The organism is Glycomyces sp. L485 (assembly GCF_022548875.1).
In the GTDB taxonomy this organism is placed as follows: Bacteria; Actinomycetota; Actinomycetes; order Mycobacteriales; family Micromonosporaceae; genus Glycomyces.
Map to the genome: position 1 here is coordinate 27,113 of NZ_JAKZEW010000014.1, position 16,316 is coordinate 43,428.

General features: G+C 69.2%; 11 protein-coding genes. 4 read left to right on the forward strand and 7 right to left on the reverse strand.

Annotated features, from left to right (window positions below; translation table 11 throughout):
- Positions 1–222: 222 nt before the first annotated feature.
- From L0U85_RS09370 to L0U85_RS09385, 4 genes are read right to left on the reverse strand one after another with little or no spacing between them, the layout of a single operon-like run.
- Positions 223–1,422 (reverse strand): DUF2399 domain-containing protein, encoded by a 1,200-nt coding sequence (locus tag L0U85_RS09370; RefSeq protein ID WP_241377497.1) that lies wholly within the window; start codon positions 1,420–1,422, stop codon positions 223–225.
- Entirely contained in the window at positions 1,419–5,447 is a 4,029-nt protein-coding gene (locus L0U85_RS09375; RefSeq protein WP_241377498.1) for a TIGR02680 family protein, read from the reverse strand. Before L0U85_RS09375 ends, L0U85_RS09370 begins: the two co-directional genes overlap by 4 nt.
- Before the next feature lie 11 nt (positions 5,448–5,458).
- Positions 5,459–6,769, reverse strand: coding sequence for a TIGR02678 family protein (locus tag L0U85_RS09380; RefSeq protein WP_241377499.1), 1,311 nt, complete (start codon positions 6,767–6,769; stop codon positions 5,459–5,461).
- A complete protein-coding gene (locus L0U85_RS09385; protein ID WP_241377500.1) occupies positions 6,766–8,307 on the reverse strand; it encodes a TIGR02677 family protein in 1,542 nt (513 codons plus the stop codon). The genes L0U85_RS09380 and L0U85_RS09385 overlap by 4 nt, the downstream gene beginning before the upstream one ends.
- Before the next feature lie 199 nt (positions 8,308–8,506).
- Between L0U85_RS09385 and L0U85_RS09390 the strand changes: the two genes are divergently transcribed.
- Entirely contained in the window at positions 8,507–8,929 is a 423-nt protein-coding gene (locus tag L0U85_RS09390; RefSeq protein ID WP_241377501.1) for an ester cyclase, read from the forward strand.
- A 271-nt stretch (positions 8,930–9,200) separates the two neighbouring features.
- On the opposite strand, the gene L0U85_RS09395 is transcribed toward L0U85_RS09390, so the two are convergent.
- Genes L0U85_RS09395 through L0U85_RS09405 form a run of 3 tightly spaced genes read right to left on the reverse strand, consistent with a single transcriptional unit; the run spans position 9,201 to position 11,901 of the window.
- Positions 9,201–10,799: a hypothetical protein gene (locus tag L0U85_RS09395; RefSeq protein ID WP_241377556.1), complete on the reverse strand. Its 1,599-nt coding sequence runs from the start codon at positions 10,797–10,799 to the stop codon at positions 9,201–9,203.
- 2 nt (positions 10,800–10,801) lie between these two features.
- Complete coding sequence (locus tag L0U85_RS09400) at positions 10,802–11,542, reverse strand: hypothetical protein (RefSeq protein ID WP_241377502.1); 741 nt, start codon at positions 11,540–11,542, stop codon at positions 10,802–10,804.
- Positions 11,543–11,556: 14 nt separating this feature from the next.
- Positions 11,557–11,901 carry a hypothetical protein gene (locus L0U85_RS09405; protein WP_241377503.1) on the reverse strand — a complete coding sequence of 115 codons (345 nt, stop codon included), beginning with the start codon at positions 11,899–11,901 and terminating at the stop codon, positions 11,557–11,559.
- A 371-nt stretch (positions 11,902–12,272) separates the two neighbouring features.
- Between L0U85_RS09405 and L0U85_RS09410 the strand changes: the two genes are divergently transcribed.
- The 3 genes from L0U85_RS09410 to L0U85_RS09420 are packed head-to-tail and all read left to right on the forward strand — an operon-like array spanning position 12,273 to position 16,203.
- On the forward strand, positions 12,273–14,987 hold the full coding sequence (locus tag L0U85_RS09410; protein ID WP_241377504.1) for a DEAD/DEAH box helicase: 2,715 nt from the start codon (positions 12,273–12,275) through the stop codon (positions 14,985–14,987).
- On the forward strand, positions 14,984–16,015 hold the full coding sequence (locus L0U85_RS09415) for an SWIM zinc finger family protein (protein WP_241377505.1): 1,032 nt from the start codon (positions 14,984–14,986) through the stop codon (positions 16,013–16,015). The genes L0U85_RS09410 and L0U85_RS09415 overlap by 4 nt, the downstream gene beginning before the upstream one ends.
- A complete protein-coding gene (locus L0U85_RS09420; RefSeq protein ID WP_241377506.1) occupies positions 16,012–16,203 on the forward strand; it encodes a hypothetical protein in 192 nt (63 codons plus the stop codon). The genes L0U85_RS09415 and L0U85_RS09420 overlap by 4 nt, the downstream gene beginning before the upstream one ends.
- Positions 16,204–16,316: the final 113 nt, after the last annotated feature.

Genomic DNA, 16,316 nt, shown 5'->3' on the forward strand with positions numbered 1-16,316 from the left:
CGATCATGTCCGCGAAGCGCGGGAAGTTCAGCCCGCAGTTCAAGGCCGAGGCTGTGCAGATGGTCGTCCAGACCGGTCGAACAGTCGCCGAGGTCGCCCGCGATCTCGGGATCAACTCGACCACCCTGGACAACTGGGTCAACCCGGCCCCCACCGCATCACCACCGAGGACCGGCTCAGAACACTCACGAGAGACAGCAACGGCCCCAAGCAATTCGAGGACTAATTCTTTGACGGCTCCCCGGCTGGGCGGCCGTCGTCACGTAGATCGCCGAGGAGCGTCGCCAGGAGGCTCTCCTCCATGACCGCGCGACCCGCCGTGTCCATGAGGTCGCTGAGCCCCTGATCCCAAGGAGCCTCGGTGCGTTTGCCGCGCAAGGCGATCCCAGGGGCGCCCTTCCGGTAGTCCGCGGCCGACATGCGCCAAGGCTCGGCGTTGCCGAACCGTTCGAGCCCGCGCCTGACGATCCGGACGCCGGTCCAGTCGAAATCGGCCCGCCACAGCACTCGCGTGCCGTCCGCGGCTTCCAGCAAGCGGTACAGGGCCGCGGACGGCACGCCCTCCGTGCACACCAACGGCGGGCAGTCGGCTCCGAGCGCATCGGCGGCGGCGCGCAGGATCGACGGATTCTCCACGACCCGGACGACCGGCGCGGCGACGGTGAAGGGCTCAATCCGCAACTGCTGGAGCGTGAGCCGAAACGGAACGCCACCGGCCGAGCGCATCCACTCGCCGACGACTCCGCCCTCGACCGGAACGTTCAGGACGAGTACCTGGCTGGCGATGTCGTCCGAGACGATGCCTCCCCACTCCAGGAGCTCTCGTTCGGCTTCGGCGTCCTCAGGATGGTCGATGTCCCGCCATGCGGCCAAAGCGCGCAGCAGCATGGTGCGGCGGCGTCCAGAGGCCAGCGCCTTGGTGTCGCCGAGGAGCCGCTCACTGAGGACCGGCAGCGGCTCGTCTTCTGCGGGAAGGGCTTCCAACATCCGAACGACGGGCCCGAGGCTCTCCCCGTCGGCGGCGAGAGCAGCGAGGGTCCCGTTCGCGCGCAGCGATTCGAGCCAGACTGCGAACCAGTCGAAGCGGGCCAGCGGCGAGGCGCCCGCCTCCGACAAGAGCCGCTCGATGCCGTCGGCTCGTTCGAGTCGCCGTCGGCGCGCGGCCCCGATCTCGACGCCCAGCTCGGAGCGGATGAGCTGAGCCAGTTCGACGTCGAACGCCTCCCGGACGTAGTCGCGGAGCACCGACACCGGCACCCGCAGGGTCTTCACCGAAGCGCGCCGGTGGCTCCCGGTGATGCCGCTGACGAGGTGGCGCTCCGCGGTGCTGGGGGCGCTGATCGAGAAACTGCGCTGCTCGCGTTCCATCGCAGCCGCGGCCGCCTCCAGCAGTCGCCGCCATTCGGGGCCCGGACCGGTCACGACGGCGCGTTCCTGGTGCCGGGCGATCCGAGCGAGGCCGCCAGGGAACCGTCGTAGTCGTAGGCCTCGGTGTTCTCTGCGCCGTTCCAGACCATCAGCATCGCCGAGACCATCGCGGTCGCTTCGTCGTGGCTGAGCGAGTAGTGGGCGGCGCCCGCGACTTCCGGCACGGTCGCCCACAGGTCGAATCCGGTCATGATCAACCGCAGGTCGAACTTGGCGGCCAGGCTCATCAACTCGCCGCGTCCCTTCTCGTCGACTCCGGCGAACGCCTCGTCGAGCCCGATCATGCGCGGAGCGTGTTCCGCGGCCGAGCTGAAGACGGCGTTGGCCGCCGCGAACAGCGGCAGATGCAGCGCCACCGACTGCTCGCCGCCCGACAGCTGAGAGTGGACGCGCTTGGTGAGCCGCTGCCGGCTCCCGTCCGGGCGCACGAGCGTGAACTCGAACTTCCTCCACTTGCGGTAGTCGAGGACGTCGGCCAGCAGGTCCCGGTAGGTCGTCTCGGACTTCGATCGGGCGCGTTCCTGCTTGATCCGGTCGGCGAAGTACCTCCGGATCTGCGGCATCATCGTGGACAGCTTCGCCGGGGCGGCGTTGAACAGGGAGAACAGCTCCCGTTCGGCCGGGTCGAGGTCCTTCAGCAGCCACGACACGCCGATGCGCAGTCCCGATGAGGTCCGGCGCTCGCGCATGGCGAGGTCCATCTCCTCGACCAGGTCCTTCGATTCGAGGACGCGCTGGTGGATCTGCCCGGTCAGCGAGGTCAGCAGCGCGTCCTCGAGCACATGCTGCTCCTTTTCGGTCAGCAGCTGCTCTTGTTCTTCGCGTTGCTCGTGCAGCCATGCCCCGTACCGGCCGATGGCGCGTCTGCCTTCGTCGGTGTCGACCTCGACGGCGATGATCCCGCTCGCGTTGTCCCACCGGATGTGATGGTCGAGACCGGTCGCGGGAAGCTGCGCCATGATCTCCTGCAGGGCGTTGTTGACCCGCGTGACGGCGGCCTTGGCGCTGTTCTCGGTGGCCTGCACCTCGGCCGTCGCCGACCGCAGGTTCTCCAGCAGCGATGTCACCGCGCCCGGCAGTACGTCGGACCCGGGATCGGCCTCGGCGCCGGGCCAGCGGTGTCCGGTGCGGCAGCCGATGACGCCGAGCAGGTCGTCGTCGCAGAACGGCCGCAGATCGGCGCTCGCCACGCGTGCCTCGCCGATCGCGGCGACGGTCCGCGCTCGGGCGTTCTCGACGGCGTCCTCGGCGCGGACATCGTCTTTCACGGCCGCTTCACGGCGCTCGCCTGCGGCCTTCGCCTCCCGCTCGGCCTGTCCGGTCTCGCTTTCGAGGGTGTTGATCTGCTCGAAGATGGTCGCCGCGTCGGCGTCGAGGCTCCGTTCGATCGATTCGAGCCGGGCCCGCAGCCCCCGGTGCGACTCCTCGGCATCAGCGGCCTTCGAGGACATCTCCGCGGCGGCCGAGGCGAGCCGTCCGACCCTTGCGCGCTGTTCGCCGAGCCGTTCACGAAGGTCGGTGCGGTCCTTGAGGGCGAACCGCAGATCCCGGACGGACCCTTCGAACTGCGCCAAGGCGGATCGGACGGTCTCGATGTCGCTGTGGAGCAGGGCGCAACGCCGTTCGATCTCCTGGAGGCGCTGCGCCGCCGCGTGCTGCCGCGCCACCGCCTCGTCGAGCCTGGTGCGGGCGGTCTCCAGGTCGTCCTGGCGGGCCGAGCACATCAGTTCTTTGCCGGCGACATCGCGCAACGCCTTGAGCAGTTCGACGCCCCCGGGCATCGCTTGCAGGGCACCGTCGAGCTCGAGCGCCTCGGCTTCGCACCCTCTGACACCGTCGCCCAGCGCCCGGGCTTCGCCGCGCAGCCGGTCCAGGTCCGCCTCCAACTCCCGCATCCGCTGCTCACGGCGGCGTCGGCGGGCGGTCGCGCCGATGTATTCCGGGGCGTCCTTGGCGGCCCGTCCGGCCACCGACCCGTGGGCGAACCGCCCGTCCAGGTCCACGATCGAATAGGCGGCTCGATCGTCCCCGGCCTCCGCGCTGCGCACGGCGATCGAGCCGAGTACCGGCGAGACGACCGAGGGCTCGGCGTCGTCCTCGCACTCCAGGTAGTCGGCGAGCGTGCGCTGTTGAGGCCGGTCGGGTTCGGGCAGGGCCCGCAGTGTCTGGTCGGAGGCGTCGCCGATGCCGCCGACCCAGGCGTCGAGGATGCCCGCGGCCTCCAGCGCTGCCTCGACCGCGGCCGCGTCCCGGTCGCTCACGCTCTGCTGGAATCGCACCAGCTTCCACAGCGGAGCACCGTCCCGGCCGGCCCTGCCGTCGTCGCGCCAGCGCGGCGCCTCGGGAGCGTCCTGGTGTTCGTCGCGGACCGACTCCCACGCCGCCTGCGTCCGGGCGACGGTTTCCTCTACACCGGACAGGTGGACCGACAGTTCATGTCTGCGGCGCTGGATGTCCTCGCGGGCCGCACGGGTGCGCTCGGTCGCCCGCTCCCGCAGGCTCGGCGCGGACTCGGCTTCGACCGCCGCTACCCAGCCGGCGATCTCCTCGCCCAGGTCCGTTCGCAGCGCTTCGCGGTGCTCGCCGGCCCAGAGCCGCAGCTGCTCTTCCAGCGTCTCGCGTTCGGCATCGACCGACCCGTGCGCTGCCGTCAGCGCTGCGAGCGCTGACTCGAGGGCCACTTCGGCGGCCGAGGCCGACTCTTCGGCGTGCCCGCGCCTGGCGGCCTCGGCGTCGAGCGCCGAGACCGCTTCGCCGACCAGGCGCATGTCCGTGCGGCGCTGCTCGGCGGCAGCGGCCGCGCTGCGGCGCAGGACTTCGGCGTCGTCGTGGAACTCCCATGCCGTGCCCGAGCGTTCCGCGTGCGCGCCGGCCTCACGGACCAGCCGTTCGACCTCATTGGAGACCCGCTCGGACGCCTCGGTGAGCCGTTCGGCCTCGCCTTCGGCCTCCTCCAGGTTCTGGGCGCTGCTCTCGGCGACGCCCGCGAGCGTCGCCGCCTGCTCTTCGGCCGCTCCGACCGACTTGCGCAGGTCTTCCAGTTCCAGACGGGAGCGGTAGGCGTCGGAGTCCTTGAGTCCTTGGAGCGCATTGCCCAGTTCAGTGACCCGTTCGGCCGCCGCCTCGGCGGCCTCGGTCCGCTGTTCGAGCGCCGAGCGGGCCTCCCCGGCGGCCCGCTCGGCGTCGGCCTCCTGCTGCAGCGAGGACTCGACGGCCGACATCCGAGCGTCCACTCCCGTCACCGCGAGTCTGGCCTGCGCCCTGGCGTATGTGCCGTAGAGGGTCAGGAACCTGGCGACCTGCTCGTCGGCGGCGCGCAGGCTGGCCAGCGTCCGCGAGACCTCCTCCATGTCCTCGAAGGACTTGGCGGCGTCGACGATGAGCCGCTCGTCGAGCGGGCGCAGCCCCTCCGCCAGAGTGTCGGAGAGCGACTCGGGGTCGAGCTCCTTGGCCAGCTGGGGCCTGCGCAGCGTGAGGATCAGTTCGAGCATCTGCTCGTAGCGTTCGGTCTCGAGCCCGAACAGGGCCGTGTTGACCCGTTCGCGGTACTCGCGGACCGCGTCGGTCACCGTCCCCTCCGGCAGCTGCGCGATGAGCTCCTTGCGGTTGAGCAACCGGTCGTCGGCGCCGATGAGGCCGAAGTCGACACCGAGGCGCCCCTCGACCACGAAATGCCATCGTTTCACCGCGTCCTGGTGCTTGCTCGCGCGCAGCCCGATCCCGATGGTGACGTGCCGTTCGCCGTCGGAGAACTCCATCCACACGTAGCCGAGGCCGTTCTCCTTGCCGCGGAACAGCAGATTGGACTTCATGGTCCGGTCCTGGGAGGCGAAGGGGTTGAGCCTCCTGGGGGAGATGTTGCCGTCCAGCAGGAACGGGAACAGCAGCTCCAGGGCCTTGGTCTTGCCCGAGCCGTTGGGGCCGCGCAGGACCAGCCAGCCGTCGGCGAAGACGAACTCCTCGTCCGCGTAGTCCCACAGCCCGATGATGCCGGCTCTGGTCGGGGCGAAGCGTGTCATGCGGGAGTCCTTCATGCGTGTCGTGAGGTCTTGCGGAAGACGGTGTTGCGGTAGCGGCCTGCCAGAGGCTCCAGCACGATGCCGCCTTCGACGCGGCGGACGAGGCGGAACCTCTCGAGCAGGTCGATCGCGTCGCGCAGCAGCCGCATCGGGGCCTCGTGGTGGTCGCGCCCGAAGTTCTTCGCGAAACGGGTCAGGATCTGTCCGAACGCGTCGTGTACGAACTGGTCGCTCAAGAACGGACGGGAGACCCTGCCGTCGAACGGTCCGGTCGCCGGCGCGGGGTCGCCTTCGGCCGCGAAGCGCGTCTCGTCGGGGATCGCCTCGTCGAGCGCCCGCCGCATCGCCGCCTCGGTCTCCGCCGACACTTCCCGCTCCTCGGTCTCGGTGTCGGGGTCGGTGAATTCGTCACCGCAGGCGACGAGCAGCAGCAGCGCCGCGTTCGCGACCGCGCCTTCGCGCGGGAACGCCTCCACACTCGTGCGGGCCGTGTCCACCAGCAGCACGCCTTCGCGGCGGCGCTCGAAGACCAACCCGGTCAGTCGCTGCAGATCCTCGCCGATCGCGCTGCCGCGCAGGTGGTTCACCACCGTCTCCGGATACTCGGCGAAGTAGGCGACCGGTTGCTCGGCGACGGCCCGGCGGGCGGCCTGACCGGCCCGTTCGGTGAGCACCGACTGGGAGTCCGAGGCGACGCGCTCGCCCAGCAGATCGGCCACCCCCGACACCGCTTGGAGCATGACGCGCGAGCGCCACAGCGCGAACAGGGCGTCGCGGTCGACGTCGAACAGCGCGTCCTGCTCGTCGGGGTCGGACACCCAGGCTTCGGAGGAGCCGTCGGCGGCGTGGAGCACACCGCGGTCCTCCAGCCAGCCCACCACGTCGACGAAGGCCCGCCGGTGGTCGTGGCGGTCGTCGTCGAAGCCGAGCGTCCCGATGCGGTTCGCGTCGCCCTTCAACAGCTCTGCGAGCTCGCCGACGGTGGTCTGGACGCCGCAGCGCGCGAGCAGGGCGGTGATGAGCGACAGGAAGGCATAGCGGCGGCGGTCGAACTCCCGCCCGGTGCGAGTCCGCGCCGGCTGCCGGGTATCGAGGCGGTCCTTGATCCGCAGGAGCCGAGCGGTGTCGCCCCGCACCACCAGCTGGTATCCGAACGCCTCATTCAGATCCCGGGCCAGTGTCTCGGAGAACTGCCGCACCCTCCCTATCGCCTTGCGGTCGGGATGGGAGGCGGTCACGAACGGGTGCTTCAGCAGTGTCCTGACCGCCTGCTGGTAGTCGGCGAGCTGGTAGTCGGAGACGTCCTGGGCGTAGCGGCTCACCGCGTCGCCTCCGAACGCTCGACCGACAGCGAGACTCCGGCGATGCGCATCGTCCCGGCCTTGCTCGCGACCACCGCGTCGACCTCTGAAGGTGACAGTGATAGCCGGATGCCGTTCGCGGTGGCCGAGACGGTGTGCCGCAGCGGGCCGCGCCGTTCGGCCACGGCCTTGTCGATCAGGCTCAGCAGCAGCTGCAGCTGGCCCTCGTCCAGCACGGTTGCCTCGAACCCGGCGCGCGCCTCGTCGGCCATCGCCAGCGCCGACTCCCGCTCCCGGCGCACGGTCTCCATCTGGTGTTCCTGGAGCCGGCGGCGGTTCGCATCGTCGCGCTTGACCTTCGCGCCCCTGGTGTCCCGGTTCCCGGTCGAGCGGCCGCTCTCGACGAGCGTCTTCGACAGTTCGACCGCCTCGGTCTTCCACCACGAAGCGGCGGTGGAGTGGATCTCGGGTTCCTCGTAGGGCCGGTTGACGTGCAGTGGGCCGCTCAGGTCGAACGCGACGTCGAACAGCGCGTGCGCGGCTTCAAGCGACGGCGTGTTCACGAACCAGCCGGCCAGGTGCCGAAGCTGCGATTCGCGGCTGACCCCGCCCCTGCGAGCGTCGGCCAGCTGCCGGACCATGCCGGTGATGTCGGAGATCGCGTTGAAGGTGGCGTGCGAGAGCCGGTCGACTTCGCTGCCGAGGTCGACCGAAGGCGGGGCGAGCCATGCCTTCACGCCCTCCCAGCGGCGGCGCCAGTCGGCGAGCCGGTCGGCGAAGGTGGCGAACGGCCGGTCGTCGAGCTCGGCGGCGGTCTCCACCAGACGCTCCACTCCGGACTCCTCCACTGCCGAGGCGGCCTCGAACAACAGCGGCGAATACCGCTGCAACTCGTTGTGGAAATCCCTCAAGTGGGTGATGAGCGCGTCCTTGTGCGCCTGGAAGATCGCGGTGTCGACCTCGGTGGTCCGCGTCAGGTCGCCGAGCATTGTGTAGAACCGGGCGGCCCGCTCGGCGACGTCGTTCAAGGACCGGTCGATGCGCCCGAACCGACGCAGCACGGTATCGCCGTCGCCGCCGCGGTTGGCCTCGGCCAGCTGCCCCAGGTCCTCCAGCAGGTCCTGGAAGACCGTGCGCGACAAGGAGGCTTCCTCCATGGTCGCGCCCAGTACCGACTCCACGGCGGTGAAGGCCCGGTGGCCGGCCTCGGTGAACTGGTAGACCGAATGCCTGCGCCGGTACTCGGCCAGTGTCGCCGCCCGTGCGGCGTCCTGGGTCCGGTCGAGCACGCCCCACTCGTCCAGCGAGTCCAGCCGGGCGGCGAGCTCCACCTCATCGCCGCGCGGGCAGCCCCCGTCGCGCTCGGCGAGCGCGTCGAGCGCCCGCGCCACGGCCTCGGTGGAGAGCACGACCTGGTAGTTCGCGCGGGCCATGTCGATGGCGCGCAACACCCACAGGTAGTCGTGGCGCTGGTCGGCGGTGATGAAGCTGAACAGCCGCATACGGTCGTCGAGGCCGACCGCGTCCAGGCCGAAGGTGTGGATCTGGGGATCGGTCACGGCTGTCTCGAAGTCTTCCCGTCACGGAATGGAGGCGAACTTCAATAACGGTAGCAGCGGCGGCGGGACGATCGCATCGCCGACAGCGCCGGTGAGCAGGCGCATGCTACCTGATCAGGGCCGTGCCGACCGATTTTCCCGAAGACCTCTGTGAACTCCGCGAGACCACGAATAATCGGGCTCAAGGAGGTGCGAGGCAATGGGCCGAGCCAGAGATCTGATGGACAAGCTGACCGACACGGCGATCGAAGGGCACGACATCGACGCGGCGGTCGACCTCTACGACGACAACGCCGTGCTCTCGACCCCGGACGCGGGGGAGATCAAGGGCCGCAGACAGATAAGCCAGTACTGGCACCAGTTCATCGACGGCTTCCCGGACAGCCACTACGAGCCGATCAGCAAGATCGAGTCCGACAATAAGGCCGTCGACGAGGGCTACTTCATCGGCACCCACACCGGGCCGATAAAGATGCCTTCGGGCGAGACGATCAAGGCGACCGGAAAGAAGGTCAAACTCCGCAGCTGCGACGTGGCGACTGTCAGTGATGGCAAGATCACCGAACACCATCTCTACTTCGATGAGGCGGAGTTCATGAACCAGCTGGGGCTGACCCGCTAGCACCGCGTCTGCCGCAGCTCGATCGAACAGTGGCGGGGCGTTTCGTACCTAGACGAAACGCCCCGCCGCTTCGTCTGCCCGCTCCGGTCGGCCACGGCGCTCACCGGCGGCGCCTCCGCCCCCGAGCCCTCAAGGAACGCGGCGGCAGCCTGGCGCGGCTGTGCCCGTAATAGGCCTCATCGTGCGGCAAGCCCCGCCGCAACCGCGTCGCGTTGCCCGCCTCCAGTGCGGCGTGCCCGTTTCAGCGCCGTGGAGTCGGTGCATCGAACTTCTAGAGGTAGGGGTCGTTCTCCTCGTCGTACGCGGTTCCCCAGACGTCCTCGTCCTCAGTCAGCCAGGTGCCGGTGGACTGCTCCTCGCCGCCTTGACCGGTGCCGCCTCGACCCGCGCCGCCGCCCATCATGCCGCTGGCTCCGGCCCGGCCCGCAGTGGCGCCGCTTCCCGCCGCACCGGCTCGTCCGCCTGCCGCTCCGGTGCCGCGGCCTGCCCCCATGCCTCCACTGCCGCCGACCATGCCGCCCATCCCGCCGGCACCGGGACCGGCCCCGAGGCCGGTGCCGCCGAGACCGGCCGCGCCGCCCATGCTGGACGCGCCGCCGAGACCGGTGCCTCCGCCGAGAGCGCTGCCTCCGGAGGCGAGACCACCGGAGAGGTCGTCGGAATCGTCGCCTGCGGTGGACCAGGGGTTGTGGCTGTCCAGGCCGGTGCCACCGGTGCCTGTCGATCCGGCGCCCGACAGGGTCGATCCGCCACCCGAGAGGGAGGCAGGGGCGGTGGGGGCGTTCATACCGCCCGTGCCGCCGGTGCCGGTGACGTCGGGTGCGCCTCCGTAGGAGCCGGAGTCGAGTCCGCCTGAGGGAGCGAATTCGGTGTTGCCGTCGTTGAAGGTGGTCTTCTCGGGCGGCTCGTAGTCGGGGTTGATCGTCGAGACCTCGGTGGAGGCGGAGTACTGGCGGTCGGTGATCTCGCCGTTGACCTCGGCGGCGCGGGCCTGGTAGTCCTCTTGGCCGATGTTGCCGGTGTTCTGGGCGTACGCGTCGGTGTCCTCCTCGGCGCGCTGTGTGGCCATCGCCTCGGCCTCGGCCGGTTCCATCCCGGCGGCGGTGTATTCGTTGTACCAGGAGGTGTACTGCTGTTCGCGGTACCCGTGGATCTCGTCGATGACGTCCGGCTCGAACCCGGCCAGTTCGATCGCGTGCGAGGTCTCGTTGTCCTTGTGGATCTCGCAGGTGTCGAAGAACGGCGCCCTGATGTGGATCTGGTGGAAGTTGCAGGAGGTGTTCTCCAGCCAGAACTTCGGGGCGGGGTAGACGATCGCCTGCTCGCCCTGCTGGGCGTAGATCGCATCGGACTTCTCGCGCAGCAGCCCGATGATCCCGTCGGAATCGGACTCGCCGATGTCCTTCACGAGCGTGGCGACGTTCCGCATGACCGTAGAGATCTCATCCTCGAACGCGTCGTAGTCCGAACCGGTCCAGTCGTTCGCGAGCTCCTCCAGGCCGGTTTTCAGCGCCGCTCTGATCTCGATGAGAGGAACTCGAATATCCATCCAGTGTTCGGCGATCCTGTCCAAGGCAAAATCCGGCGCGTTGGCTGGTCGGATGGAGGCGACGATCGTGTTGATGTCCTGGTCGTTCGGCAGTGGTATGTCGTCCCGTTCAGTCGTCAGACCGTAGGTCCCGTCTGCTTTGGGCACGGCTGACATGAGGTTGACCCAGGCAGGCTCGGCGGGGTCCTGCTCGTGGTTCGGGCAGTCGCCGTTCTCACACCAGGCGTTGACCAGCAATGACTGGCCGCCCTGATCGGATACTGATCCGGCGTCGGTCTCGCCGTAAGGGGTGGCAGTGAACTCGGGCTCTTCGCCTGTCATGGCTACTGCTCGCTTTCGATCTTAGAGAGAACGCCGATCTGTGTTTGGGGCATGTAGTCGTCGACTACCCAGTTGACCAATTCATCCTCGGTGAACGGGTACGCCGCCTCCTGACTGGACTCCAGGCCAGGGTCATGGCTGACATACATGGAGATGTAGAGAATCCAGTCCCCGGTACGTCCTTGGGCGAGAATGTACTTGGCCTGATCGTCGCTGGAGGCTTCGTAGAAACTTTCGTCCCATTCGCCCCCGAGCTGGCCAGTCTCATCGCTGACGTGGTTTGTGCCCCAGTTCATCTCTTTGTCGAACTCGTGATCGTCTAGGCGATCGGCGTAGTTCTCGGAGGCGATCTCTTCGGTCTCCCAAGGGACCACGCCCATCTGGACTGTGGCATGGCCGGTGTGTTCAACGCTGAGGTCGTCATCGCCGATAATGACCGTGGCGAGGTTGAGGGTGCCCGCTGAGCAGGTGAGGGCTTCGCCGTCGCGGCCTTCGCCCATGGCGGCGTCGATCAGGCCGTCGCCGCCGATAGATTCGGCTCCCAGGTAGTCCTGGAGGGGTTGGAGGTCGTCCAGGGCCCAGCAGCCTTTCCAGTCCTCCATCGTGGCGACCATGCCGGTCCCGGTCTCAGCAGCTGAAGTGCTGCCTTCGGGGGTTTCGCCGCCGGAGCAGCCTGTTAGGAGTATCGACGCAGCCCCGGCGATCGCGGCTATTTTGGGAAGGGTCGAGGTACGCGTGTTCATGGTGTGGTCCTTCATTACAGCTGCGGTTCGGGGCCTTCGAGATTACTGTCGACCGCGTCCATGTCGGCAGCGGCGACCTCGTCGGACTCATCGGACAGGTCGCCGGAGTCGTTGAGGGTGTTGATGACACCGTTCAACGCCTCGCGCAGTCCTTGCAGACTGTTCCAGACGCCTTCGTGGAACGCGGTGTAGTTCGTGCGGGCCGCATCGGCGCCGTCCATCGTGCCGAATGCGGGCATCTTGCCGAGCTTGCCGCTGCTTTCCAGCTGCGGAACCACTTCTTCTTCAAGCTTCTCCAGTTGAGCCTGGACGATGTCACGATAAGCGCGCAGGGCCTCGGAATCCAGTTGTCTTGCCATGGGGTGGGGAATCCTCCTGGGACAGGCAGGTTTAGGACAATGATCCGCATAGTAACCGTTCCCCGTCTCCTCGTGTGGCCCAAGTCCTCCCGCTAGGTCGGAGTCATTCAGCTTCCTTCGTCGTGTCCGAGACCGTGCCGTGTCGAATCCTGGGCGCTCGGCGCGGTAGCGATGACTCGTTGAGGTGGACAGTCCTCGCCGTTCGTACCGCCGCCTCTCCTGCCCGTGGCCGCAGCTTCGGTTACGAGTCACGACGAACCCGTCACGGGCGCCGCGCGGCCCCGGTCACCAGCGCGCTGCCCATCGACAGGCCGTAACCTGCGGCCCGTACCTTCGTTGAAACCGGTGAAGGCATCACGATCGGAGCGAATGTGGGAACGACCTCCGCCGCAGAGGACGCGTTCGAGGCGGCGTTCATACCGGACGACCCGCCCCGCGCTGGCCTGGTCGCCTTCTACCGGCTTGACAAAGGGCCGCTGCCCACGGCACCCGGCGATCCGGGCACGGTGTCCGTGGTGACCGACGCATCCGGGAAGCGCCGAACCGTCCCGGCAGCCCTGTGCTGGCCCGAACGGGCCTGCGAGTTCCTTCTGGCCTCACCAGGCCGCACCGACTCGGCGCGCTTCTGGGCGCTCGCGGCCCGCAAGGCGCTTGAGCTCGTCTCCCGCGGACTCATCGCCCCCGGGCTTGACGCCGGCGGCGCCGGCGCATGGCGGATCGCCGGGATCGACGGAGCCGACGCCGACTGGCTCCACCGCCTCGCCGCCGCGATGCCCGTCCCCGCCTATGCCGCGTCCGCCGACGGCCGCCTGCCCGACCCGTACCGGCTGCTGCGGGCCTTCCTCGACGCGGTCGCCGACTCCTGGACCCGCAGCCCGGCGGTGACGGCGCTGGCGGGCGAGCACGCGCTGACCGACGAGGCGCCGATCGACGCTCCCGAGTTCGCCGCCGCGGCGGCCCGGATCGCGGTCGGCCGCGACGCGGGCCGCGGACTGGCCCTCGCCGTCGAACCGGCCGACCCCGCCCGCATGCGGGCGATGCTGTACGACCGCGCCGACCCGTCCCGCCTCGTCGAGCACGGCAAAGCCGGGATCGGCGACGCCGACTTCAAGGCGGGCCTGTCCTCGATCGCGCGCATCACCGGTTGGCCGCGCCTGGCCCAGCTCGCCAGGAAGCGAGGCCGCTTCGAGGTCGCCCTTGACGCCGACGACCTCGGCTTCCTCCTGTTCGAACAAGGTGCGGAAGCCCTAAGCGATCTCGGCGTCGAGGTCCGCTGGGACGCCACGGTCGACCGCGGCCTCACCGCTTCGCTCGCCGTCGAAGGCCCCGAACAGCCCGAGACCGAGAGCCTGTTCGGTCTCGACGGCCTGCTGTCGTTCCGCTGGCAGGCGGCCCTCGGGGACCGGGAGCTGACCGAGGCCGAACTCGACCGGATCGCCGACGCCCACTCAGCGCTGGTCGACCTGGGTGACCGGTGGGTGCTGGTCGACGACGCGCTCCGCGAGCGACTGCGCCGACGCCTTGACCGGCCCGCGCCGCTGGAGGCGCTGCGCGCCGCGCTCACCGGGACCGTCGAGGTCGGCGGCGAAAGAGTCCCGGTCGCGGTGACCGGTCCGCTGAGGACACTGCGCGACCGGCTGCGGGAGGGCGACCGTGCCGAGTCGGTCCGCCAGCCCTCCCAGCTCGCCGGGCACCTGCGCGACTACCAGTTGCGCGGACTGTCCTGGCTCACCGGCCTGGCGCGGCTCGGGCTCGGCGCGTGCCTGGCCGACGACATGGGCCTCGGCAAGACCATCACGCTCATCGCCCACCACCTGAACCGGCAGGCCGACGGTGCGAGCGCCGGTCCGACGCTGGTGGTCTGCCCGGCCTCGCTCATGGCGAACTGGGCAGCCGAGATCGCCCGCTTCGCCCCCGACGCGGCAGTGCGCCGCTTTCACGGGCCCGGCCGCACCCTCGAGAACATCGAGAAGAACGAGTTCGTCCTCACCACCTACGCCACCATGCGCCGCGATGCCGAGGCTCTCAGCCACATCGAGTGGGGCCTGGTGTGCGCCGACGAGGCCCAGCACGCCAAGAACCCCGCCTCCGCGACTGCGAAGGGCCTGCGCGCCATCGGATCCGGAGCCCGCGTCGCGCTCACGGGCACCCCGGTGGAGAACAACCTGACCGACCTGTGGTCCATCCTCGACTGGACCACACCTGGGCTGCTCGGCAGTCTGGAGGGCTTCCGCACCTCCTACGGCCGTGCCGCCGAGCGCGGCGACGCCGAGACCGCCTCCCGGCTCGGGGCGCTGGTGCGCCCGTTCATGCTCCGCCGCCTCAAGACCGACCCCGGCATCGCGCCCGAGCTCCCGGCGAAGACCATCACCGATCAGCACGTCGCCCTCTCCAAAGAGCAGGTGGCGCTGTACAAGCGGGTGCTCGACGACACCATGGCCGCGATCCGCGCCGCCGAAGGCATCGAACGGCGCGGCCTCGTGCTCGCCATGCTCACCCGCCTCAAGCAGGTCTGCAACCACCCCGCCCAGTACTCCGGCTCGACCGATCCGGCCTCCGCCAGATCCGGGAAGCTGGACCTACTCGACGAACTGCTCGACACCATCACCGCCGAAGGCGAACACGCACTCGTCTTCACCCAGTACGCCCAGATGGGCAAGCTCCTCGCCGCTCACTTGGAGCGCCACGGCATCGCCGCCGAGTTCCTCTATGGCAAGACCTCGGTCAAACGCCGCGAGCAGATGGTCGCCGACTTCCAGGACGGCAGGACGCCGGTGCTCGTCCTCTCGCTCAAGGCCGCCGGGGTCGGCCTCAACCTCACCCGCGCGACGCACGTGATCCACTTCGACCGCTGGTGGAACCCGGCCGCAGAGGATCAAGCCACCGACCGGGCCTACCGCATCGGCCAGACCCGGGCCGTCCAAGTCCACCGCCTGATCTGCGAGGGCACCCTCGAAGAGCGCATCGCCGGGCTCCTCGAGCAGAAGCGCGACCTGGCCGAAGCGGTCGTCGGCTCCGGCGAGGCAGCCCTGACCGAGCTGACCGACGACCAGCTTCACGACCTGGTGCGCCTGGAGGAGCGATGAACGAGTTCGCCGATCGATTCGCTGAGTACGTCGAGGCGTTCTTGTACGACACCGACTCCGGCCGCATCGCCCGAGGCCGCTCATACGCGCGCTCGGGAGCCGTAGGCGAGTTCGAAGTGGACGAAGGCTTCGCCGCGGTCCAGGTACGAGGCAGTCGCGGACGCCGCTACAGCGTCGCACTCCGGGTGACGGAGTTCGGGGACATCTCGGGACGCTGTGACTGCCCCGACGGGTCCTGGATCTGCAAGCACATCGTCGCCGCACTGTTCGGACTGATCGACGAGATCGACCGCAACGGCCGCCTCCTGCGAGTCCTGCACGGCATGGAGTTTCCCGAATCCGCCGACATCGATCCCGCCCCCGAAGACTCCGGTCGCACCCGATGGGCCGCCGAAGCCTACGAGAATGGACCGACCCCGGCCGAGGCTTTCGCGCGCACCCCGGCCGCGTTGCCCGAACCGCCGCCGGTCCCGGCCGAACCCGAGCAGCCGTGCTTCCACCTCGGCCCGTACGACCCGGGACGCTTCACCGACGAGATCGACGCCGACGGGCTCGACCTCCAAGCCGCCGTCGCCGCCAACAGCGCTTACCTCGCCCTCGACGCGGCCGAACACGAGCGCGAGATCCACCCCCGCCCGGACGACCCGAAACTCGACGCTGCCAGGGTCGCGTCCTTCACCGGCGGTCTGATCTCCGAACTGGCCGCGATCGCCGGATGCCCGACAGCCGAGATGCACGACCACGCCCGCGCCTGGTACTGGGGCGGAGCCGAAGGCGTCGCGGTACTGACCGGACAGTGGAAACCCGAACCGGCGGCCAGCAAGGCCGCTGACGAACGCCTCGCCGGCCTGTTCGGCACGTCGAACCGCCGCCTCAACCGCTGGACGATTCCGAGCCTGAACTGCCAGCTCCGCCTGGCCGAGGACGGCCGCTGGCACCCCTACACCAAGACCGGCAACCGCTGGGCCCCCGCCGGACCACCCGCAGCCGACCTCGAAACGGCCGCAGAAGCCCTGCAACGTCAGTGAAGATCGAAGAAGGATGCGAGGAAGGCGATGAGATCCCCGTCAACGGCGAGGAATTCACTCTTGACCTCTACCTGTACGTGGACTTCCACCTCTGGGGAGAGGACGCCGACGAGAACGCGGAAGAACTTGTCACCGAATTGTTCGGAATGATCTTCACCCGACTCGCGGCGCAGATAGACCGCGGGTAATCAAGTGTCTGGTTGTGCGGGTACCCGTGAGGGCGGGACGTGTACGTCCCGCGGCGGTTGGAACGCCCGCTCGGTGCGAGTGCGCTGAAGATCGTGCGAGTCAGGCCACCGGC